The sequence below is a fragment of the Streptomyces sp. NPDC051976 genome (assembly GCF_040680795.1).
Classification (GTDB): domain Bacteria; phylum Actinomycetota; class Actinomycetes; order Streptomycetales; family Streptomycetaceae; genus Actinacidiphila.
Genome location: NZ_JBFAXL010000067.1, coordinates 18,537 through 35,741, shown reverse-complemented (window position 1 = coordinate 35,741; position 17,205 = coordinate 18,537). Strand labels below are relative to the sequence as shown.

Below are 17,205 nucleotides of genomic sequence, written 5' to 3'. Positions count from 1 at the left end.
GTCGCGCAGCGTATGGAAGAGCGGTTGGGCATCAGACTGGCCTCGTTCGTAGCCGTCGAATCTGGATCTTCATCTCTACCGGTTGCAACAGCTTCCCGTCCACCCTGCCACCGAGGCGGGCTGGGGCCTGCCAAGACCAGTTGTGCCGATGCAGCAACCGCCATACCGCCGCGATCGAACAGGTGACATGGAACTTGCGCGCGATAACCTCCTGGACCCGGGCCAGGGTCCACCGCTGGTCTTCCCAGCCGTGCGCCGCCGGCCCCCTGTTCCACCACGGCGCCCCCCCAACGACCCCATCCAGCAGTACGACAACCGTACGCGTGGCCACTACGGTCACGGGCCGGAAACCGCCCAACCCTCGCTTCGCCACCTGTCCGCGCTCATTTCGTCGGTGGAGCGAACAACCCTGGGGTGCGGGAGCCGACGGCAGCGCCTGGCGTGCGTAGCCCCGGTGGGGAGCAGCTCCGCGGCCGCGAGGAGTTGGAGGGCACGCTCGACGGTTCGACATCTGGGGACAGTCCCTCGACAAGTTCGGCGGGGATGAAACGGATCATCTCGCCCAGGTGCCCCGGCAGGAAGACGGCATCGCGGGCGGAGTCGGTGTGAGCGGGTGCCAGGGGGGCACACGGATCGTGCAACGGGATCTCTCACGGCAGGCAGATCTTGGTCGATCCCTGCCTTACCAGGGTCGGCTGGCGGGACTTCCGCGACCTGATCGTCCGCGCCCGCAACCAGCTCGGCGGTCCGATTGTGCTGGTCTGGGACAACGTCCGGCTCCACCTGACCGCCGGAATGCGGAAGTTCATCGCCGCGAACGCCGAGTGGCTGACCGTGTTTCAGCTGCCCACCTACGCGCCCGACCTCAACCCGCAGGAGGGCGTCTGGTCGCTGGTCAAGCGCGACATCGGCAACCTCGCCGCGGCCGACCTCGGTCAGATCACCCGGGCCGTCAAGCGCAAGCTCAAGCAGATCCAGTACTGCCCTGAACAGGTCGACGGCTGCCTCGCCGAGACCGGGCTGATCATGGACGGCTGACCGACATCACCCGATCAAGTTCAGTACTTGACCACGGCGCCGCCGGTTTGGGCGTCGCCCGTCGTCTGCCGGAGAATTCCGCGACGGAGGTTCCGGCGTGCGGCCAGCAGGTCCACGAGGGCCGTGACGAAGGCGACCGCGACGAAGGCGGCGGAGCCGTAGAGGCTGAGCGACGCTGCGCCGTTGTAGTCGCGGTGCGGGGCCTTGAGATGACCGAAGAACATCGTCGCGGCCATCGCGGTGCCGACGGACATGCCGATGCGCTGCCCGGTCTGCAGCATCGCGGCCGCGATCCCACTGCTGCCCATCGGGGCGAATTGGAGCGCTAGCGTCTGGTTGGGCCCGATAACCAGGCCGCTGCCGAGCCCTGCCACCAGCAGCGGGACGAACAGTTTCTCCCAGATCGCGCCGCCGGCGTCGTGCTGGATGATCACGGCCGCGGCGACGAGTCCCGCCAGCACCGCCGTCAGGCCCGCGACGACCAGGACCCGGCCGATGCGATAGACGGCGCGGCCGCTCACGACCGCGCTGATCGCGGATCCGACCGCGAACGGCATCCCCGCCGCGCCGGCCGCCAGTGCCGAGTACGCGCGGCCCTGCTGGAGGTAGAGCGACAGGATGAACAGTACGCCGGGATACCCGGCGAAGTACGCCAGGCCGACGACGCCGCTGGCACTGAACGACGGCATCCTCAGCAGGCTGAGATCGACCAGCGGGTCGAGCCCCCGCCCCTTCCACCAGATCTCCCATACGACGAAGACCCCCATCAGCCCCGCCGCGAGGGCGAGCAGCCACCAGTGCGCCGCAGAGCCGCCCGCCTCCTGCTCGATCAGCGGCAGCATGACGGACGTGACACCGCCGCCCAGCAGCATCACGCCGACCATGTCGACTCCGCGTCCGCGGCGGCGCGACGGGATCGTCGGGACGAGCAGCACGGCCAGCACCAGGCCCACCACGCCGATCGGTACGTTCACCAGGAACATCCAGCGCCAGCCGCCGGCCTGGATCAGCAGGCCACCGGCCAGCGGGCCGACGGCGGTGGCGACCGCGACGGTCCCGCCGTAGAGGCCGAACGCCTTACCGCGTTCGTCGCCACGGAACAGCTGCTGGATCATCGCGATGATCTGCGGGTTGAGCAGGCCGCCGGCGACGCCCTGGAGCAGGCGGGCGAACACGAGCCAGCCGGCCGTCGGCGCGAGCGCGCACATCAGGCTGACGCCGGTGAACAGGAAGAGCCCGATCAGGAACGTGCGCTTGCGGCCGAGGGCGTCGCCGAGTTTGCCGGACGGGACCAGGACCAGGCCGAAGGTGAGTGTGTACCCGGCGCGCACCCATGACACGTCCGCCGGGGAGGCGTGCAGCCCGGCCTGCATCTGCGGCAGGCCGACGTTCACGATGCTGACGTCGAGCAGGGTCATGAAGCCGGCGACGAGGCAGACGGCTAGGGCGCGCCAGCGTTTCGGGTCCGCAGGCCCGTCGTCGGGCGGTGTGGAACGGTCACTGTCCTGGGCCATGATTTACACTGTAAGCGTTGACGCTTACGATGTAAATTCGCGATAACGTTGTACGCATGAGCGTCGAACATGCTGGCAAAGCACCTCCTGCGCCCTCGATCTGGGAGCGGATGGCGCTGTCGCCGCATGCCCACCGCCCGGTGCTGACCCATGCTCTGATCGCCGCGGCGGCGCTGAAGATCGCCGACGCCGAGGGCATCGCGGCGGTCTCGATGCGAAGGCTCGCAGCGGAGCTCGGCGTCTCCTCGATGACCTGCTACCGCTATGTCTCGGGCAAGGACGACGTCATCGAGTTGATCCTCGACACGGTGCGCAAGGCCATGCTGCTGGACGACACCGCCGGCGACTGGCGTACGGTGCTGCGGGCCTCGGCGATGCGCTTTCGCGGGGCTATCCTGAAGCACCCCTGGGTGACCGATATCCCGGGCCGGATCCTTTTCGCCCCGACCCCGGCGTTCCTGGCCGTCACCGAACAGCACCTCGCCGCCCTGGATGGCCTGGGACTGGACGTGGCACAGATGGCCGACATCGCTGGCGCCGTGACTGCCTACACCCGCGCGGGCACCCACGACGAGGTCACCCGCAGCCGCCTGCGCGCACCGGAGGGCTGGACGTCGCCGCGGGACGTCAAGGACGCGAACACGGCCCGCCTGAACTGGCTTCTGGACGCCGGCGACTACCCGGTCTACGAGCGCTACATCCGCGAGGGCGTACCACGCGACGGCGAGCAGGCCCGGTTCGAGTTCGGCCTTGACTGCCTACTCGACGGCATCGCGGCCCGGTTGCCCCAAGAGTGACCCGCAGGTGCGGCCAGAGTCGGGGGCCCGCCGCGGCCCGGCCACAGTTTCAGGCCTGCAGGTAGGTCAGGACGGCCAAGAGCCTGCGGTTGTCCTCCTCGGACTGCTGCAGCCCGAGCTTGTTGAAGATGCTGTTGCTGTGTTTGCTCGCGGCCTTCTCGGTCACGAACATGCGTACGCCGATGGCGGCGTTGGAGCGTCCCTCGGCCATCAGCGACAGCACCTCGCGCTCGCGGGGGCCGGCGCCCGCAGCGGTTCGTCGTCCACGAACGTGGTCAGCACGTTGCCCTTGCCGATATAAGCGATCCGGGCCTGCCGCCGAAGCCTGCACAGACGTCCGGCCCGTGCGTCCGCGGTGGACCTCAACGCCCGTGTCCCCGCGTGCAGTCCGACCCTCCAGCGCAGCCGCGCCCCACGGGAACGCGCCGTGCGGAGAGCAGCACGCCAGGAAACGTTTCCTCATCGCTGGCTCACCCTGCCCCGTCGTGGGTTGAAGAGGCTCGACACCAGTTCTCATCTGAGACGCGGAGGGGTGCCCGCCTTCCGGAGGACGCGTCCTCGCTCCCGCAGTGCCGTGTCATCGGGTTGCCCAATCGTTTGGGCGTGAGGTGTTGGCGGCGAATTTGCACCCGGGCAGTGGACCTGTCAATCCCCCCGGGCGTCTTTGTTACGGGTGCGCCACCGGCGTCGTCGAACGCTGGGTTGAAAGTGTTGACATGCCCCCGAGACGGCCCGATGCTGTCGGGCAGTCGCTGAGGATACGTTTCCTCAACATCCCGGTAACCTCCCCGTCACGCCTTCGCGGCTGGAAGGTGTCACCACTCCGTAGCCGTCGTATGTCTTCCGAAGCCGGAGGAATTGTGAACGTTCGACGCCCATCAGCCCTGGTCAGCCGCGTCGTCATCGCGCTTGCGCTGCTGATCGCGGCCGCCCAGGCGGCTCTGACCCCGCAGCATGCGCAGGCCGACCAAGCGCCCGTATACCGGGCGGCCTACCACTTCACCGTGCCCGACAACTGGATGAACGACCCGCAACGGCCGATCTTCCTCGACGGCAAGTACCAGTACTACTACCTGTACAACGCCGACTACACACACAGTGTGGGAACCGCGTGGCGCAGGAGCACCACTACGGACAACCTGGCCTTCCAGGACCAAGGCGTCGCCATCCCGAAGAACACCCAACCCAACGGCGACGTGTGGTCAGGGTCCGCGGTCGTCGACGGCTCGAACACGGCCGGCTTCGGAGCGAATGCCGTTGTCTCCATCATGACCCAGCGTGACAGCAGCAACGGAGCGCAGGCGCAGTTCCTGTGGTACTCCACCGACGGGGGGAAGACGTTCTCGCACTACAGCGACACCCCCGTGCTCCCCAACCCGGGTATAACCGACTTCCGCGACCCTAAGATCGTCCGAGACACGGCCCGCAACCGCTGGGTGATGGCCCTCGCCGAGGGCAACACCATCGGGTTCTACACCTCGACCGACCTGAAGCACTGGCAGTTCCAAAGCAACTTCGGCGCCAGCGGAATCGGCACCGTCGAGTGCCCGGACCTATTCACGATCCAAGCCGACGACGGCACCACGAAGTGGGTCCTCGGCGCGTCCGCCAACGGCAAGGCGTCCGGGCTACCGAACACCTACGCGTACTGGACCGGAACCTTCAGCGGGACAGGGTTCCAGGCCGACGCCGCCACCCCGCAGTGGCTGGACTACGGCTGGGACTGGTACGCCGCCGTCACCTGGGACAAGATGGTCGGCGGCTCGCCCGACCCGGCCGTGCGGTACGCGATGGGCTGGATGAACAACTGGGACTACCCCGACACCACTCCGACGTGGTCCAACGACGGCTTCAACGGCACGGACTCGATCGTGCGAGAGATCCGCCTCAAGAAGCAAGACGGAAGCCTCTACAGCCTGGTCTCCCAGCCCGTCAGCGCCCTGGACAGCATTGTCAACCGCACCGTCGACCTCGGCACGATCCCGGTCAACGGGCAGGTGCCGCTGTCGTACAGCGGCAGCACCTACGAGCTGAGCGCGGACGTGAGCTGGGACACCGCGACCAACATCGGCCTCCAGCTGCGCAAGTCGGCCGACGGCACCCACCACGCCGATGTCGGCGTTTCCGGTGGCAACGTGTACGTCAACCGCTCCCAGACCGGCAACCCGGACGGGTCGGGCCGATATCTGGAGAGCCGGTCGCCGATCAGCAAGAAGAACGTCCATCTGCGCATCCTGGTCGATCGCACCACGCTGGAGGTCTTCGTCGATGACGGCAAATACGTCCACTCCAGCGAGATCTTCCCCGCCCCCGAAGACAAGGGGATCGCGCTGTACAGCGTCGGCGGACCCGCGCAGTTCTCCAATGTGGAGATCCGTGAGTTCAAGGACATCTACAGCACGACGACGGCCGACGACGGGACCAATCCCGGGAGCAATCTGACTGGTCCGTGGCGCGCGGCAGGCGGGTCGTGGACGTCTCTGCCGGACGGGAAGACGGGGACGGCGCCGGGCGACGGGTTTTACATGTCGGCGCAGTCGGGCTCGGATTTCTCCTATGCGGCCGATTTGCGGCTGGACACCGCGAATGCTGCGGGGATCACGTTCCGGGCGTCGAATGACCTGACCAAGCACTACACGGTCAACATCAATGCCGACGGCGGCGGCCAGGTCAAGCTCTGGCGGCCAGGGGTCACGGTGGGCACGTTCAATACCCCAATAGTTCGCGGGCGCGACTACCACATGAAGGTCGTGGCCGTCGGCCCCCGCATCCAGGTCTATTTCGACAACAGTGCCGCACCCGTCATCGACGTCACCGACAGCACGAACACCAGCGGCCTGTTCGGCATCAACGTCTACAACGGCGGCGGCACGATCCGTAACGCAGAGGTCGGGCCCCCCGACTCTGGCTCCGGCCCGAGCTCTGGTTTCAAGACGAACCTGTCGGGTCCATGGACGAGCGTGGCAGGCTCCTGGGCGGACACCACAGCCGGGGAGGTGGGCACGTTCAGCGGCGACGGCTACCTCCTGTCTTCGCAGACCGCGTCGGACTTCACCTACGAAGCCGACCTCCGCCCCGACACCGCTGGCGCTGCCGCCGGCCTGACTTTCCGCTCCAACGATTCTGCGACCGGTCATTACACGGTCAACGTGAATACCTCCGGCGAGATCAAACTGTGGCGCCCCTGGGTCACGCTCGGTGTCTACAACACACCGATCTCTCCCGGCACGGTCTATCACCTGAAAGTCGTAGCGGCAGGATCCAGGATCCAGGTGTTCTTCAACAACGGCACCACCCCGGTGATCAACGTGACCGACACCACCTACAGCAGCGGCCGCCTCGGCCTCAACGTCTGGAACGGGTCGATGACCGCCCAGAACACCACCATCAGCTAAACCCGAGATCAGCCCGGTATCTCGCCTGAGCCGCGTGCGAGATACCGGGTGGGCAGAACGACATGCCGTCCTGGGCCTGAATCCCCGTCCAGCCGGGCCAGTAGCATCGTCGCCGCTGTTCTGCCTATTTCCGCTGGATCCTGTGCGACGACGGACAACGGCGGATCGAGCAGATCCGCCATCTCGAAGTCGTCGAAGCCCACGTGCGCGACGGAGTGCTGCAGCTGCAGCTGCTGCAGCACGCGTCGCGCACCGATCGTCAGCAGGTTCTGGGCGGTGATCAGCGCGGTCGGCGAGTCCCGGCCGGTGAAGATCTCGATCGTGGCGCTTTCGGCCGCGGCGATGTCGTGGATATCCCGGCGGGCCCAAGAGGTGCGCACCGCGCACCGGGCCTGGGTCATCGCCGCTACGAATCCATCCCAGCGCTGCTGCGCGGTCCACAGCGACGTCCGGTCTCCGAGGAAGGCAATCTTGCGATGTCCCAGCGAGGTGAGCCGCCGCACCGCCTCCGCGATGCCGCCGGCATTGTCGACGGTCACGGTGTCGACGCCGTCGAGCGCCAACATCCGGTCGACGCACACCACCGGAGTTCCGAACTGCCGCGCGGAGGCGAGTTCCTTGCCCACCTCGCCCGTCGGCAGGACCACCAGGCCGTCCACCCGGCGGGTCAGGAGGGAGGTAAGCAGGCTGCGTTCCCGCCGTGGATCCTCGTCGCTGCTGCCCGTAAGGAGGAGCAAGCCCCGTTCAGCCACGACGTCCTCAACAGCGCGGTGCAGCGAAGAAGAAAACGGGTTGGCGACGTCTTCGAGGACGAGTCCGACTGTGTCCGTGCGACGGTCGGTACGGCGCAGATTGCTGGCGGTGGCGTCGTGACGATAACCGAGCTGCTCGACTGCGTCGCGGACCTGGGCAGTCAGTACCGGATCGACCAGTACGCCGTTGACGACCCGGGAGACCGTCGTAAGGCCCACCCCGGCAAACGCCGCGACGTCGCGCATCGTCACGCGCTTGCTGCTCGGCCGCGCTCCGCCTGCGGTCATCGCCGTCTCCTCCCGCGCAGACCTCACCGCCCGAGGCGGTGGGTCCCGACCCATGGACATTGGGCACCTCTTGGCACATGCTAGCGGGCACTCCAGGAAACGTTTCCTCGATCCTTCGCCTTCATTTCGGAGAGAAGTCATGCGGATCCCTCATCGCGGCCATCCCTGGCTGCGCGCACTGCTGACCCTCGCGCTGTTGTCCGTCGCTCTGCTGGGCGCGAGCAGGGCTGCTGTCGCCAACCCCGGGTCTGAGGTCTCCCGGCAGCAAATCCCCAGACCTGCCGTCGCCGGCCCCGGGTCTGAGCCCTACCGGCCGCAAATCCACTACACACCCGCGCAGAATTGGATGAACGACCCGAATGGGTTGATCTTCTACAAGGGTAAGTATCACCTCTTCTACCAGTACAACCCGTCCGGCAATACCTGGGGCAATATGTCCTGGGGGCACGCTGTCAGCACTGACCTGGTGCACTGGAAGGAGCTGCCGCTGGCGATCCCGCAGGACGATCAGGAGATGGTGTTCTCCGGCAGCGTCGTCCTCGACCGAAACAACACCAGCGGCCTCGGCACCTCTCGCAACCCCCCGCTGGTCGCGGTGTACACCAGCAACTACAAGCAGACCGGGAAGCAGGCACAGTCCCTGGCCTACAGCACGGACGAGGGCCTTACCTGGACCAAGTACTCCGGCAACCCTGTCCTCGACATCGGCTCGAACAACTTCCGCGATCCCAAGGTGTTCTGGCAGCAGGCAACCCACCGCTGGCTGATGGTGGTCGCCTTGTCCGACCAGCAGAGGGTCCGCTTCTACTCCTCGCCGGACCTGAAGGCGTGGACGGCGCTGAGCGACTTCGGCCCCGCCGGAGCAACCGGAGGCCTGTGGGAGTGCCCCGACCTGTTCGAACTGCCAGTGGCCGGTGCCGGGCACCGGCACAAGTGGGTTCTGGTCGTCAACATCAACCCGGGCGGGATCGCGGGCGGATCAGGGGCCCAGTACTTCACCGGAGATTTCGACGGAACCAGGTTCACCTCCGATGACCCGCCGAGCTACACGCCGCCTGCCGGCATGGTCCTGGCCGACTTCGAAGACGGCTACGGCCCCTGGACCACCACCGGCACCGCGTTCGGCACCGCACCGGCGGCCGGCACCCTGCCCGACCAGCAGGACGTGTCGGGCTTCGTCGGCGCCGGACTGGTCAACAGCTTCCTCGACCACGACGCCTCGACCGGGACGCTGACCTCACCGGAATTCACCGTCGGCAAGCCGTACCTGAACTTCCTGGTCGGAGGTGGCAAGCACCCCCACGTCGACGGCACGGGTGATGGCACCCCGCCGCCCGGCGACGTGTTCGCAGACTTCGAGGGTTCCACCTGGGGCGACGGTTGGACTGCCACCGGGTCCTTCGTCAATGCCGGTCCCGCCCCAGGCCCGCTCCCGGGCCAGATAGGCGGCAAAGCCCTGGACACCTGCGTCGACTCCTGCGACCCGGCAACCGGCACCATCACCTCGCCAACCTTCACGATCACCCGCCGCTACATCGACTTCCTCATCGCGGGTGGCGACCACCCCTACGGCAGAGATGGTGCAGCCGCGTTCAACCTGGTCGTCGACGGGAAAGTCGTACGCACCGCGACCGGCCTGGACAGCTCCGACATGCTGTGGACGTCCTGGGACGTCAATGACCTGATCGGCAAGCAGGCCACTGTCCAGGTCGTCGACGACGCCGTCGGCGGGTGGGGGCATCTCATGCTCGACCACATTGTGTTCTCCGACGTCGCGGCCAAGCCGCGCGATGCGCAGACCTCCGTCAACCTCCTGGTCGACGGGAAGGTGGTGCGCACCGCGACCGGGCAGAACAGCGAATCTCTGGACTGGGCGTCGTGGAACCTCGCGGACCTGGCAGGGAAGAAGGCCCGGATACAGATCGTCGACGCCAACCAGGGCAGTTGGGGACACATCTTGGCCGACCAGTTCACGTTCGCCGACGCCCCCGCCCTCGGCAACGTCGAACGCGCGCACTGGGTCGACTACGGGGCGGACTTCTACGCCGCGGCCACCTACAACGATGCCCCAGGCGGGCAGCGGATCATGGTGGCATGGATGAACAACTGGGACTACGGCCAGAACATCCCCACCAGCCCCTGGCGCAGTGCTGACTCGTTGCCCCGCAAGCTGTCGCTGCGCTCCGTGGACGGCAACCTGCGGCTCGTGTCCGAGCCGGTGGACTTGTCGGAACTACGGCGGGGGACGCCGTTGGAGGTCAAGGACCGGGCGGTGTCCGGTACCGCCGTGCCGCTGGGCGATCGTGGACCGGTAACCGAGATTGACGCGGTCTTGAGCCCTGGCAGTGCCACGACATTCGGTCTTGACCTGCGCTCGGGCGCGGGCCACAAGACCCGCCTCGGCTACGACACCAAGACCGGTGAGCTATACATTGACCGAACGGAGTCTGGAGACACCAGCTTCCATCCGGCGTTCCCCGGCGTACACCGTGCGCCGCTCACCCTCGACCACGGCAAGTTGCGTCTTCATGTGGTCGTCGATGCCTCGTCGATCGAGGTCTACGCCAACGGGGGCCTGGTCACGCTCACCGACCAGATCTTCCCCGGCCCCGGCGACACCGGGATGAGCGCGTTCGCCCTCGCAGGGACGGCCCACGTCACACAACTGACCGCATGGAGGCTAGGCCTCTGAATGTCAGGCGGGTCCGAACGGCGCATCGCCGTTCGGACCCGCCGCTCCACTTCCAGCCGAACCTGCCGGGGCCCGCGGACGAACGAGGGCGGGTTCCCGAACGGACACCCCCGCCGTGTGCTCCACCAACCGGCTGTTGCGCGACGCCTATCAGCCCTGCCGGGCCAGGGCTGATCCAACGTCTGGGTGATCAGCACGTGGCATTGCTGGTCACGGCAGGCCGATAAGGCCCAGCAGTCGGGAAACGGCTTGTCGGAGATCTCGCGCAGGCCGTCGGCGATTGCGCTGTGTCCGGCGGCGCGCAGGGTGCTGATCGCGAAGCTGTGCAAGGGGGCCATGTTCGCTGCTCGTGGCCGGTGCGGATGTCCGAGTTGTTCGCGCCGAACGGGGTTGTGGCGCGGAGCTTCGTTGCTTTCGTGCCGGCCACCGGATTGTCACACCGCTGCGATCTGCACCCGCTGGTGATCGCCAGGACACCGCATCAGCGCCAGGCCAGGGCTCCGCCCAGGGACGTCTCCGTGATCGCCGTGGACATCGCCTCAGGCCTGTGACTTTGTCCCTTCCCTGGGACGGATTGGATGCCGGTACTCCGCGGATTCCCAGGCTCCCGCGTAGGCGCCGTGCTCGTAGGGGGTGAAGGTCGGCCGGGAGCCGCGGGTGGCGCGTCCCAGCCGACGAAAGGAGCGGGCCGGCGTCAGGAGACGGCCGGGCACCGTCCAGGCGGGTCTGTTTGGGAGGTGGCCGGCTGCGATTGCGAGGCCGGGAGCTGCGGCTGAAGCTCCCAGACATCGACGGTGTAGTGCCCGCTGCCCACAGTGTGCAGGCGCCCGGCCGGTCCGGCAGTCGGATACCAGCGAAGCGTCAGGGCCTGGCCGGAGGACAGGAAGATCTCCACGATCGAGGCGTCCACCACAGCCCGTAGTTCTACGGTGCCGTCCTCGGCTGCCGCGTCGTACAAGGGCACGGCGTAGCGTCCCTTGTGGGCCCGGGTGTCCAGTGAGGCCCGGTTGCGGTCCACCACAAGCTCTCCGGCTTCGGTGTCGATCGTGATGTCGAGGTATTCCGTTGCGTCGGCCGCTGTGACCAGGCGCAGACCGGCGGCAGTACCGGCCTGCGGCCGCAGCCGAGCGGTGAGGTCGAATGTCGAACCGACGGGGCCGAGATCGGTGGCTGCGGCTGAGTGGCCGGTAGCGTGCACCGTGTGGCGGGTGCGCTGGTTCGCCACTTCACGTGCTGGTTGCTGCGCCACGCGTCCGTCTTCGGTCAGGGATATCTCGCGGGGCAGGGTGAGGATGCCTGCCCAGCCGGCTTGCGCGGACCACGCCGCGTCGCGGGCTTCCGGGGACCAGGCCCACAGCAGCCAACGTCCATCCGGTGCGCGGAGCAATGCCGGGGCATAGAAGTCCGGTCCGTGGTCGAGCCGGTGGTGCGAGGCCGCCTGAAAGGCACCGTGGTGTTCGGTTCCGACGTATGCCCGCACGCTGCTGGGTCCGCTGACGGCGTCCCACAGACTGACGATGAGGGCTGCTCGGTCGCCGAAGGTGGCGAACTGGGGGCACTCCCAGCCTGTCCATCCGCCGTCTCCCGGCATGGGGCTGTTGTCTTCGGACAGGAACGGGCCCAGGTACCGCCAGGTTTCAAGCTCAGCGGATTCGTACAAAAGGGCCGCGCCGCGGTCGCCGGTGAGGCTGGCGCCGACCAGCATGCGCCACCGGTCGTCCTCGTGCCAGACATAGGGGTCGCGGTACATAGTCGTGCCCGCGGGTGGTGCGGAGATCGCCAAGGCGGGTTGCTTGTCCCAGGTGATCCCTCCGTCGCTCGAGTGCGCTGCGGCCACGGGCTGGTACCAGCGGTCGCTGCGGTAGGCGGAGTAGAAGGCGATGAGGCGGCCGCGGTGGGAGACCGCGTTGCCGGAGAAGCACCCGTCGGCGTCCTCGCCGCCGGGTGACGGGGCGAGGGCGACCGGCAGCTGCTCCCAGGAGACCAGGTCCGTGCTGCGGAAATGGCCCCAGTGGATATTCGAGTGCTCTGGCCCGTGCGGGTTGTACTGGTGGAAGACGTGGTAGTGGCCGTCGTGGTAGCACAGGCCGTTGGGATCGTTGATCCAGTTTGCGGGCGGCCTGAGATGGACCGACGGCAGGTGGGGATCGCGGGCAGCATGAGACACGTGTGTCCTTCGTGGGTCGTGGGGCCGCGATCGCCCGGGCGTGGCGTGACGAGGCATTGGCGGTCAGCCCTTGACGCCGCTGGAGGCGATGCTGTTGATGAAGGAGCGCTGGAAGGCAAGGAACAGCGCCAGCACCGGCACGGTAATCATGGTGGAGTAGGCCATGATCTGGCCCCAGGAGACATTGAGCTGGAAGAAGTACTGCAGGCCGATCATGACGGGCCGAAGGTGCTCATCCTGGATTGTCATCAGCGGCCACAGGTAGGAGTTCCACATGGGCAGGAATGTCAGGATCGCGACGGTCGCGACCGCGGGTCCCGACAAGGGCATGATGATGCGCCGGTAGACGCCGAACCAGCTGGCGCCGTCCATGAGCGCTGCCTCGTCCAGTTCTTTTGGGATCGACTGGAAGTACTGGTGGAACAGGAAGATGGAGAAGGCGTTGGCGACGAAGGGCAGGATCTGCACCCGGTAGGTGTCCAGCCATCCTTGTGTGATCACCAGGTGGAACCCGTTGAGCTGGAGCCAGGGCAGCTTGTTGACCCACCAGACCATCGGCAGGGCGAACGTCTCGAACGGCACGACGAGCGTTGCGATGATCAAGGTCAGTGCCAGTCGGCGTCCGGGCCAGCGCATCCGGGACAGGGCGAATGCCGCCAGGCTGTTCACGACGATGCCCAGGGCGACGGTGACCGCTGAGATGACGAGGGAGTTCACCAGGAACCGGGTGGCCGGCACGCGGTCGAAGACGGCACGGTAGTTGTCCAGGGACACGTCGCCGACGGGCAGGAACGCCCGGATGTTGCCCAGGTCCTTGAAGATCTGCTGGTCCGGTTTGAAGGACGAGACCAGCATGAAAACGATCGGGAAGGCGAAGAACAACGCGAGCGCGATTTTCAGGAGCACACCTGGTACGCGCCGCCATGCGTTGGGGCGGGTCCGGCCGTCGGAGGGAGTCAGGGTCTGTGGGGTCGGCATGTCAGTCCTTCTCCCGGGTCAGGAAACGCTGGATGAGGGAGACGGCCAGCACGATGACGAAGAACACCAGTGAGATCGCGGACGCGTAGGCGGTTTGCTGCTGCTGGTATCCGGTGTGCACCGCCTGGTAGACCACGGTGCTGGTGGAGTTCCGCGGGCCGCCTTGTGTCATCACGTTCACCTGGGTGAACAGGCGGAAGGCGTCGATGGTGATCGTAATCAGCACGAACGTCCTGGTCGCCCGCAGGCCGGGCCAGGTCACGTTGCGGAATTGGGCCCAGCGGTCGGCGCCGTCGATGGCGGCTGCTTCGTGCAGTTCGGCCGGAATGGTCTGAAGACCCGACAGCCAGATCACCATGTGGAAACCTACGCCCTGCCATACGGACATGAAGATGATGGCCGGCAGTGCGGTGGAGGGATCGTTGAGCCAGTCCGGCCCGGTCACCAGGCCGAAGGTGAAGGTGTGGATGAGGTGATTGACCAGCCCGGTCTTCTGGTACAGGAACAACCACACCAGCGACACCACGACCATAGAGGTGATCACGGGAACGAAGTACACGGTGCGGAAGAAGTTGGTGCCCCTGACCTTGCTGTTCATCAAGAGGGCCAGCACCAGTCCGAAGCCGGCCTGGACCGGCACGACCACGGCAGCAAAGACAAGGGTGTTGATCAGCGACCGGGTGAAGACCGGGTCATTGAAGAGCAGACGGAAGTTCTCCAGGCCGACGAAGTGGGCTGGAGTGGGGGAGACCAGCCGCGCGCTGGTGAAGGCCAGGCCGAAGGCCAGCGCAACGGGAACCACGAGGAAGCACAGCAGCAGCAGGGCAGCGGGGCTGACCATGCCGAATGCGGTCAGCTGCTCCCTGCGCCGCCGGAGGCGCCTCGCGGCGCTGGGCGGCCGAGCGCTTGCGGTGATGGTGGTGGTCACGGAGACTCCGGGCGGATCAGTACTCCGGCGGGGAACGGCGGTGGCCAGTAGGCCTGGAGCCGACCCCGCCTGGAGGTGTGGGGGCGGTCAGCCGGTGTAGTAGCTGTTGGTCTTCAGGTTCGTGTTGATCTGCTGCACCGCCTGGTCCAGCGCGTTCTTGGGGTCGGCGCCGGCCAGGATGTCCTTGGCGGTCTTCTCGAAGACCGAGGAGATGAACGGATACGCCGGTGTGACGGGGCGGACCACCGCGAACTTCCGGGCCTCCTGAGTGAAGAAAGTGTAGGGCCCACCGGGCTGGTAGCCGGGTATCTGAGCGGCCGCGGCGGCAGTGGCCGGGATGGTGCCCGCGGCCTTGGCCATGTCCACGAAGTACTTCGTCTGCCGCGAGAACTTCAGGTACGCCTGGGCTCCTGCCTTGTTGCTGCAGGTCGCACTCATGCCCCACTGCCAGGAGGCGCCGCCGATCTTGGGTCCCTTCCCGAGGTCCACGGGCGGCAGGATCGCCAGGTCGCTGCCGAGCTTGGCCGCGTTCGTGGCCGCATCCCAACTGCCGTCCCATTCGATGGCCGACTTGCCGTTGAGGAAGTCGTTGTTGGGGCTGGCGCCGGACTTCTGTGCCATATACCCGTGCGTCACCAGGGAGTGGAACCACGTTCCCCAGGCCACGGCCTGGGGACCGTTCAGGGCCTTGTCGGCGGTCTTGTACTGGGAACGGTCGATCAGGTCACCGCCGAAGCTTTGCAGCTGTGGCGAGTATGCGTACGGCCACCACTCGCCGGTGCCACCAGTGCCCATCTCCAGCGGGTAGGTGAACTTTCCGGATGCCTTCAGCGTGGCCAGTGCGGACTCGAACTCCTGCTTGGTCCAGGGCTTGTCGATGGTCGGGATGCGGATCTTGTTGGCTTCCAGTACGGACTTGCGTGCGAACATCGTCAGCGCGACATCGTAGAGCCCGAAGGTGTAGGTCTTGCCCCGGTACGTGCCGACGGTGCTGGGTAGCTGATCGGACAACGGTGTCTGGCTGCCGGTCAGGTCCAACGGTGCCAGGTATCCGCCCCAGGCCCAGTTCGGAACGTTGGGTCCGTCGCTGTCCAGGATGCACGGTAGCTTCTTGGCCGATGCGGCGGCCACCACCGAGTCGTTGTAGGACTCCTGCGGGAACGCCTGGATCTTCACCTTGTACGTGCTCTGGCTCGCGTTGAAGTCCTTGACGATCTGCTGGACCGCCTTGTACTCCCCGGCGTTGCCAGCGTTGTGGGTCCACAAGGAGATGGTGTTGCCGTCCGAGCCCGACCCCGAGCCGTTGCTGCTGGCCCCGCACGCGGCGACCACGGCCATGGCGGTGGCTGCGGCCAGACCGGCCGCCGTGAGGCGTCTGGTGTGCGATCCCATCGTTCATCCCTCTCACTAGGCAGGTTCCGCGAGGAACTCGCCAGGCGACCGGCCTCGGCGGTCAACTCTTGGTGGTGCTTCGCCACTCCGGGTCAACGACCAGGGCGGCGAAGCGATCGCCCTCGGCGTTCACCCCGTAGGTGTGGTTCTTGGCTGTCCGGCATCACGGCCGGGCGGCGGACCGACCGAGTCCCGCAAGATCAGCGGACAATGCAGGTACTCATGGACGGCTGCGGCTGCGGGCGCAGCGCCAGCCGCCGCGTCGATCGCCTGCTGGAGGTGCACGATCGCCCGCGCACCCATCTCGTAATGCGGAAGTGCCACAGTGGTCAGAGCTGGGAAGAGGTTCTCGCTGATCAGCTCCTGGTTGTCGAACCCGATCACCGACAGGTCCGCCGGAATGGCGAGCCCGGCTTCCGCCGCCGCCCGGTAGGCACCCATCGCCATACGGTCGTTGAAGCAGAACAGCGCGGTCGGAGGGTGCTCCTGGTCGAGCAGTGCCCGGGCTCCCTGGTAGCCGCCCGAGCCAACCGCGTTGTGGGCGACCACAAGATTGGGGTCGAAGGCGATCCCCGCTCCCGCCAGCTCCGCCTTATAGCCCGCCAGCCGGCCCCGCGCAGCGGGGATGTCCTCGATGTGGTTGACGAAACCGATCCGCCGGTGACCGCGGGCCAGCAGCTCACGGGTCGCTGTTCGACCGCCTTGCTCCTCGTCCGGTACGACCGAGGCGATGCCGGGATCGTCACTGCGTGCGTCCAGAAGGACGGTGGGAACCGAACGCAGCCGCTCGGGCACCTCTACCACCCGGTGGTACATCGCGGCGTAGAGCACGCCGTCCACGCGGTGCTGGAGCAGCAGCGCGATCTCCTTGTCCTCCAGCTCCTGGTCGCCGCCGGTGTTCAGCATCAGCAGCATCAGGCCGCGCGTGGCCGCAGCCTCCTGCGCTCCCCGGATGATCTGACCCGCATGGGGCGTGGTCGCGATCTCGTCGGAGACGAAACCCACGGTGTTCGACCGGCTCAGGCGCAGTCCGCGAGCCAGGCCGTTGGGCAGATATCCCATTCGCTCAGCCGCGTCCAGCACCGTCTGCCGGGTCGCGGAGTTGATGCGCTTGCCCTGCACGTCGTTCAGTACGTGGGACACCGTGGTGACCGAAACGCCGGCCGCAGCGGCCACATCCTTGAGTCCGATGCGTTTCATGAGGACCTGCCAAAACGTTTGGGCGGCTGGGTTGCGATGAGGCTCATGCACATTGACGTCCATG

The 17,205-nt window shown here is 66.8% G+C and carries 12 protein-coding genes and 1 pseudogene; 4 read left to right on the top strand and 9 right to left on the bottom strand.

The annotated features are described in order from the left end of the window. Nucleotides 1-31: 31 nt before the first annotated feature. Nucleotides 32-511, bottom strand: a complete 480-nt coding sequence (locus tag AB0M29_RS38715) for a winged helix-turn-helix domain-containing protein (RefSeq protein WP_365391503.1) — start codon at nucleotides 509-511, stop codon at nucleotides 32-34. A gap of 155 nt (nucleotides 512-666) precedes the next feature. Here AB0M29_RS38715 and AB0M29_RS38710 point away from each other — a divergent pair, with 155 nt between their 5' ends. After that, nucleotides 667-1,038: a transposase gene (locus tag AB0M29_RS38710; protein WP_365391502.1), complete on the top strand. Its 372-nt coding sequence runs from the start codon at nucleotides 667-669 to the stop codon at nucleotides 1,036-1,038. 20 nt (nucleotides 1,039-1,058) lie between these two features. Here AB0M29_RS38710 and AB0M29_RS38705 read toward each other — a convergent pair whose 3' ends face one another. Then, a complete protein-coding gene (locus tag AB0M29_RS38705; RefSeq protein ID WP_365391501.1) occupies nucleotides 1,059-2,552 on the bottom strand; it encodes an MFS transporter in 1,494 nt (497 codons plus the stop codon). Between the two features lie 56 nt (nucleotides 2,553-2,608). Between AB0M29_RS38705 and AB0M29_RS38700 the strand changes: the two genes are divergently transcribed. Further along, nucleotides 2,609-3,349: a TetR/AcrR family transcriptional regulator C-terminal domain-containing protein gene (locus AB0M29_RS38700; RefSeq protein WP_365391500.1), complete on the top strand. Its 741-nt coding sequence runs from the start codon at nucleotides 2,609-2,611 to the stop codon at nucleotides 3,347-3,349. 49 nt (nucleotides 3,350-3,398) lie between these two features. Here AB0M29_RS38700 and AB0M29_RS38695 read toward each other — a convergent pair. Further along, nucleotides 3,399-3,587, bottom strand: a pseudogene (locus AB0M29_RS38695) (helix-turn-helix transcriptional regulator); the annotation flags it as partial. A gap of 598 nt (nucleotides 3,588-4,185) precedes the next feature. On the opposite strand from AB0M29_RS38695, the gene AB0M29_RS38690 reads away from it, so the two are divergent. Beyond that, nucleotides 4,186-6,744: a GH32 C-terminal domain-containing protein gene (locus AB0M29_RS38690; protein ID WP_365391499.1), complete on the top strand. Its 2,559-nt coding sequence runs from the start codon at nucleotides 4,186-4,188 to the stop codon at nucleotides 6,742-6,744. An 8-nt stretch (nucleotides 6,745-6,752) separates the two neighbouring features. On the opposite strand, the gene AB0M29_RS38685 is transcribed toward AB0M29_RS38690, so the two are convergent. Then, nucleotides 6,753-7,784, bottom strand: coding sequence for a LacI family DNA-binding transcriptional regulator (locus AB0M29_RS38685; protein WP_365391498.1), 1,032 nt, complete (start codon nucleotides 7,782-7,784; stop codon nucleotides 6,753-6,755). 139 nt (nucleotides 7,785-7,923) lie between these two features. Here AB0M29_RS38685 and AB0M29_RS38680 point away from each other — a divergent pair, with 139 nt between their 5' ends. Next, on the top strand, nucleotides 7,924-10,476 hold the full coding sequence (locus AB0M29_RS38680; RefSeq protein WP_365391515.1) for a GH32 C-terminal domain-containing protein: 2,553 nt from the start codon (nucleotides 7,924-7,926) through the stop codon (nucleotides 10,474-10,476). A gap of 694 nt (nucleotides 10,477-11,170) precedes the next feature. Here the strand turns inward: AB0M29_RS38680 and AB0M29_RS38675 are convergent. The 5 genes from AB0M29_RS38675 to AB0M29_RS38655 form a co-directional block, all read right to left on the bottom strand. Further along, complete coding sequence (locus tag AB0M29_RS38675) at nucleotides 11,171-12,700, bottom strand: glycoside hydrolase family 32 protein (protein ID WP_365391497.1); 1,530 nt, start codon at nucleotides 12,698-12,700, stop codon at nucleotides 11,171-11,173. A 6-nt stretch (nucleotides 12,701-12,706) separates the two neighbouring features. Further along, on the bottom strand, nucleotides 12,707-13,621 hold the full coding sequence (locus AB0M29_RS38670) for a carbohydrate ABC transporter permease (protein WP_365391496.1): 915 nt from the start codon (nucleotides 13,619-13,621) through the stop codon (nucleotides 12,707-12,709). A gap of 1 nt (nucleotide 13,622) precedes the next feature. Then, the gene (locus tag AB0M29_RS38665) at nucleotides 13,623-14,549 is read right to left on the bottom strand and encodes a sugar ABC transporter permease (protein WP_365391495.1); all 927 of its coding nucleotides are present in this window, start codon (nucleotides 14,547-14,549) and stop codon (nucleotides 13,623-13,625) included. A gap of 87 nt (nucleotides 14,550-14,636) precedes the next feature. Beyond that, on the bottom strand, nucleotides 14,637-15,941 hold the full coding sequence (locus AB0M29_RS38660; protein ID WP_365391494.1) for an extracellular solute-binding protein: 1,305 nt from the start codon (nucleotides 15,939-15,941) through the stop codon (nucleotides 14,637-14,639). Between the two features lie 129 nt (nucleotides 15,942-16,070). After that, entirely contained in the window at nucleotides 16,071-17,204 is a 1,134-nt protein-coding gene (locus AB0M29_RS38655) for a LacI family DNA-binding transcriptional regulator (protein ID WP_365391493.1), read from the bottom strand. Nucleotide 17,205: the final 1 nt, after the last annotated feature.

Coding starts and splice junctions, on each gene's coding strand:
- AB0M29_RS38715 (WP_365391503.1), bottom strand. CDS start 511: ATGTCGAACCGTCGAGCGTGCCCTCCAACTCCTCGCGGCCGCGGAGCT.
- AB0M29_RS38705 (WP_365391501.1), bottom strand. CDS start 2,552: ATGGCCCAGGACAGTGACCGTTCCACACCGCCCGACGACGGGCCTGCG.
- AB0M29_RS38700 (WP_365391500.1), top strand. CDS start 2,609: ATGAGCGTCGAACATGCTGGCAAAGCACCTCCTGCGCCCTCGATCTGG.
- AB0M29_RS38690 (WP_365391499.1), top strand. CDS start 4,186: ATGTCTTCCGAAGCCGGAGGAATTGTGAACGTTCGACGCCCATCAGCC.
- AB0M29_RS38685 (WP_365391498.1), bottom strand. CDS start 7,784: ATGACCGCAGGCGGAGCGCGGCCGAGCAGCAAGCGCGTGACGATGCGC.
- AB0M29_RS38680 (WP_365391515.1), top strand. CDS start 7,924: ATGCGGATCCCTCATCGCGGCCATCCCTGGCTGCGCGCACTGCTGACC.
- AB0M29_RS38675 (WP_365391497.1), bottom strand. CDS start 12,700: ATGCCTCGTCACGCCACGCCCGGGCGATCGCGGCCCCACGACCCACGA.
- AB0M29_RS38670 (WP_365391496.1), bottom strand. CDS start 13,621: ATGCCGACCCCACAGACCCTGACTCCCTCCGACGGCCGGACCCGCCCC.
- AB0M29_RS38660 (WP_365391494.1), bottom strand. CDS start 15,941: ATGGGATCGCACACCAGACGCCTCACGGCGGCCGGTCTGGCCGCAGCC.
- AB0M29_RS38655 (WP_365391493.1), bottom strand. CDS start 17,204: ATGGACGTCAATGTGCATGAGCCTCATCGCAACCCAGCCGCCCAAACG.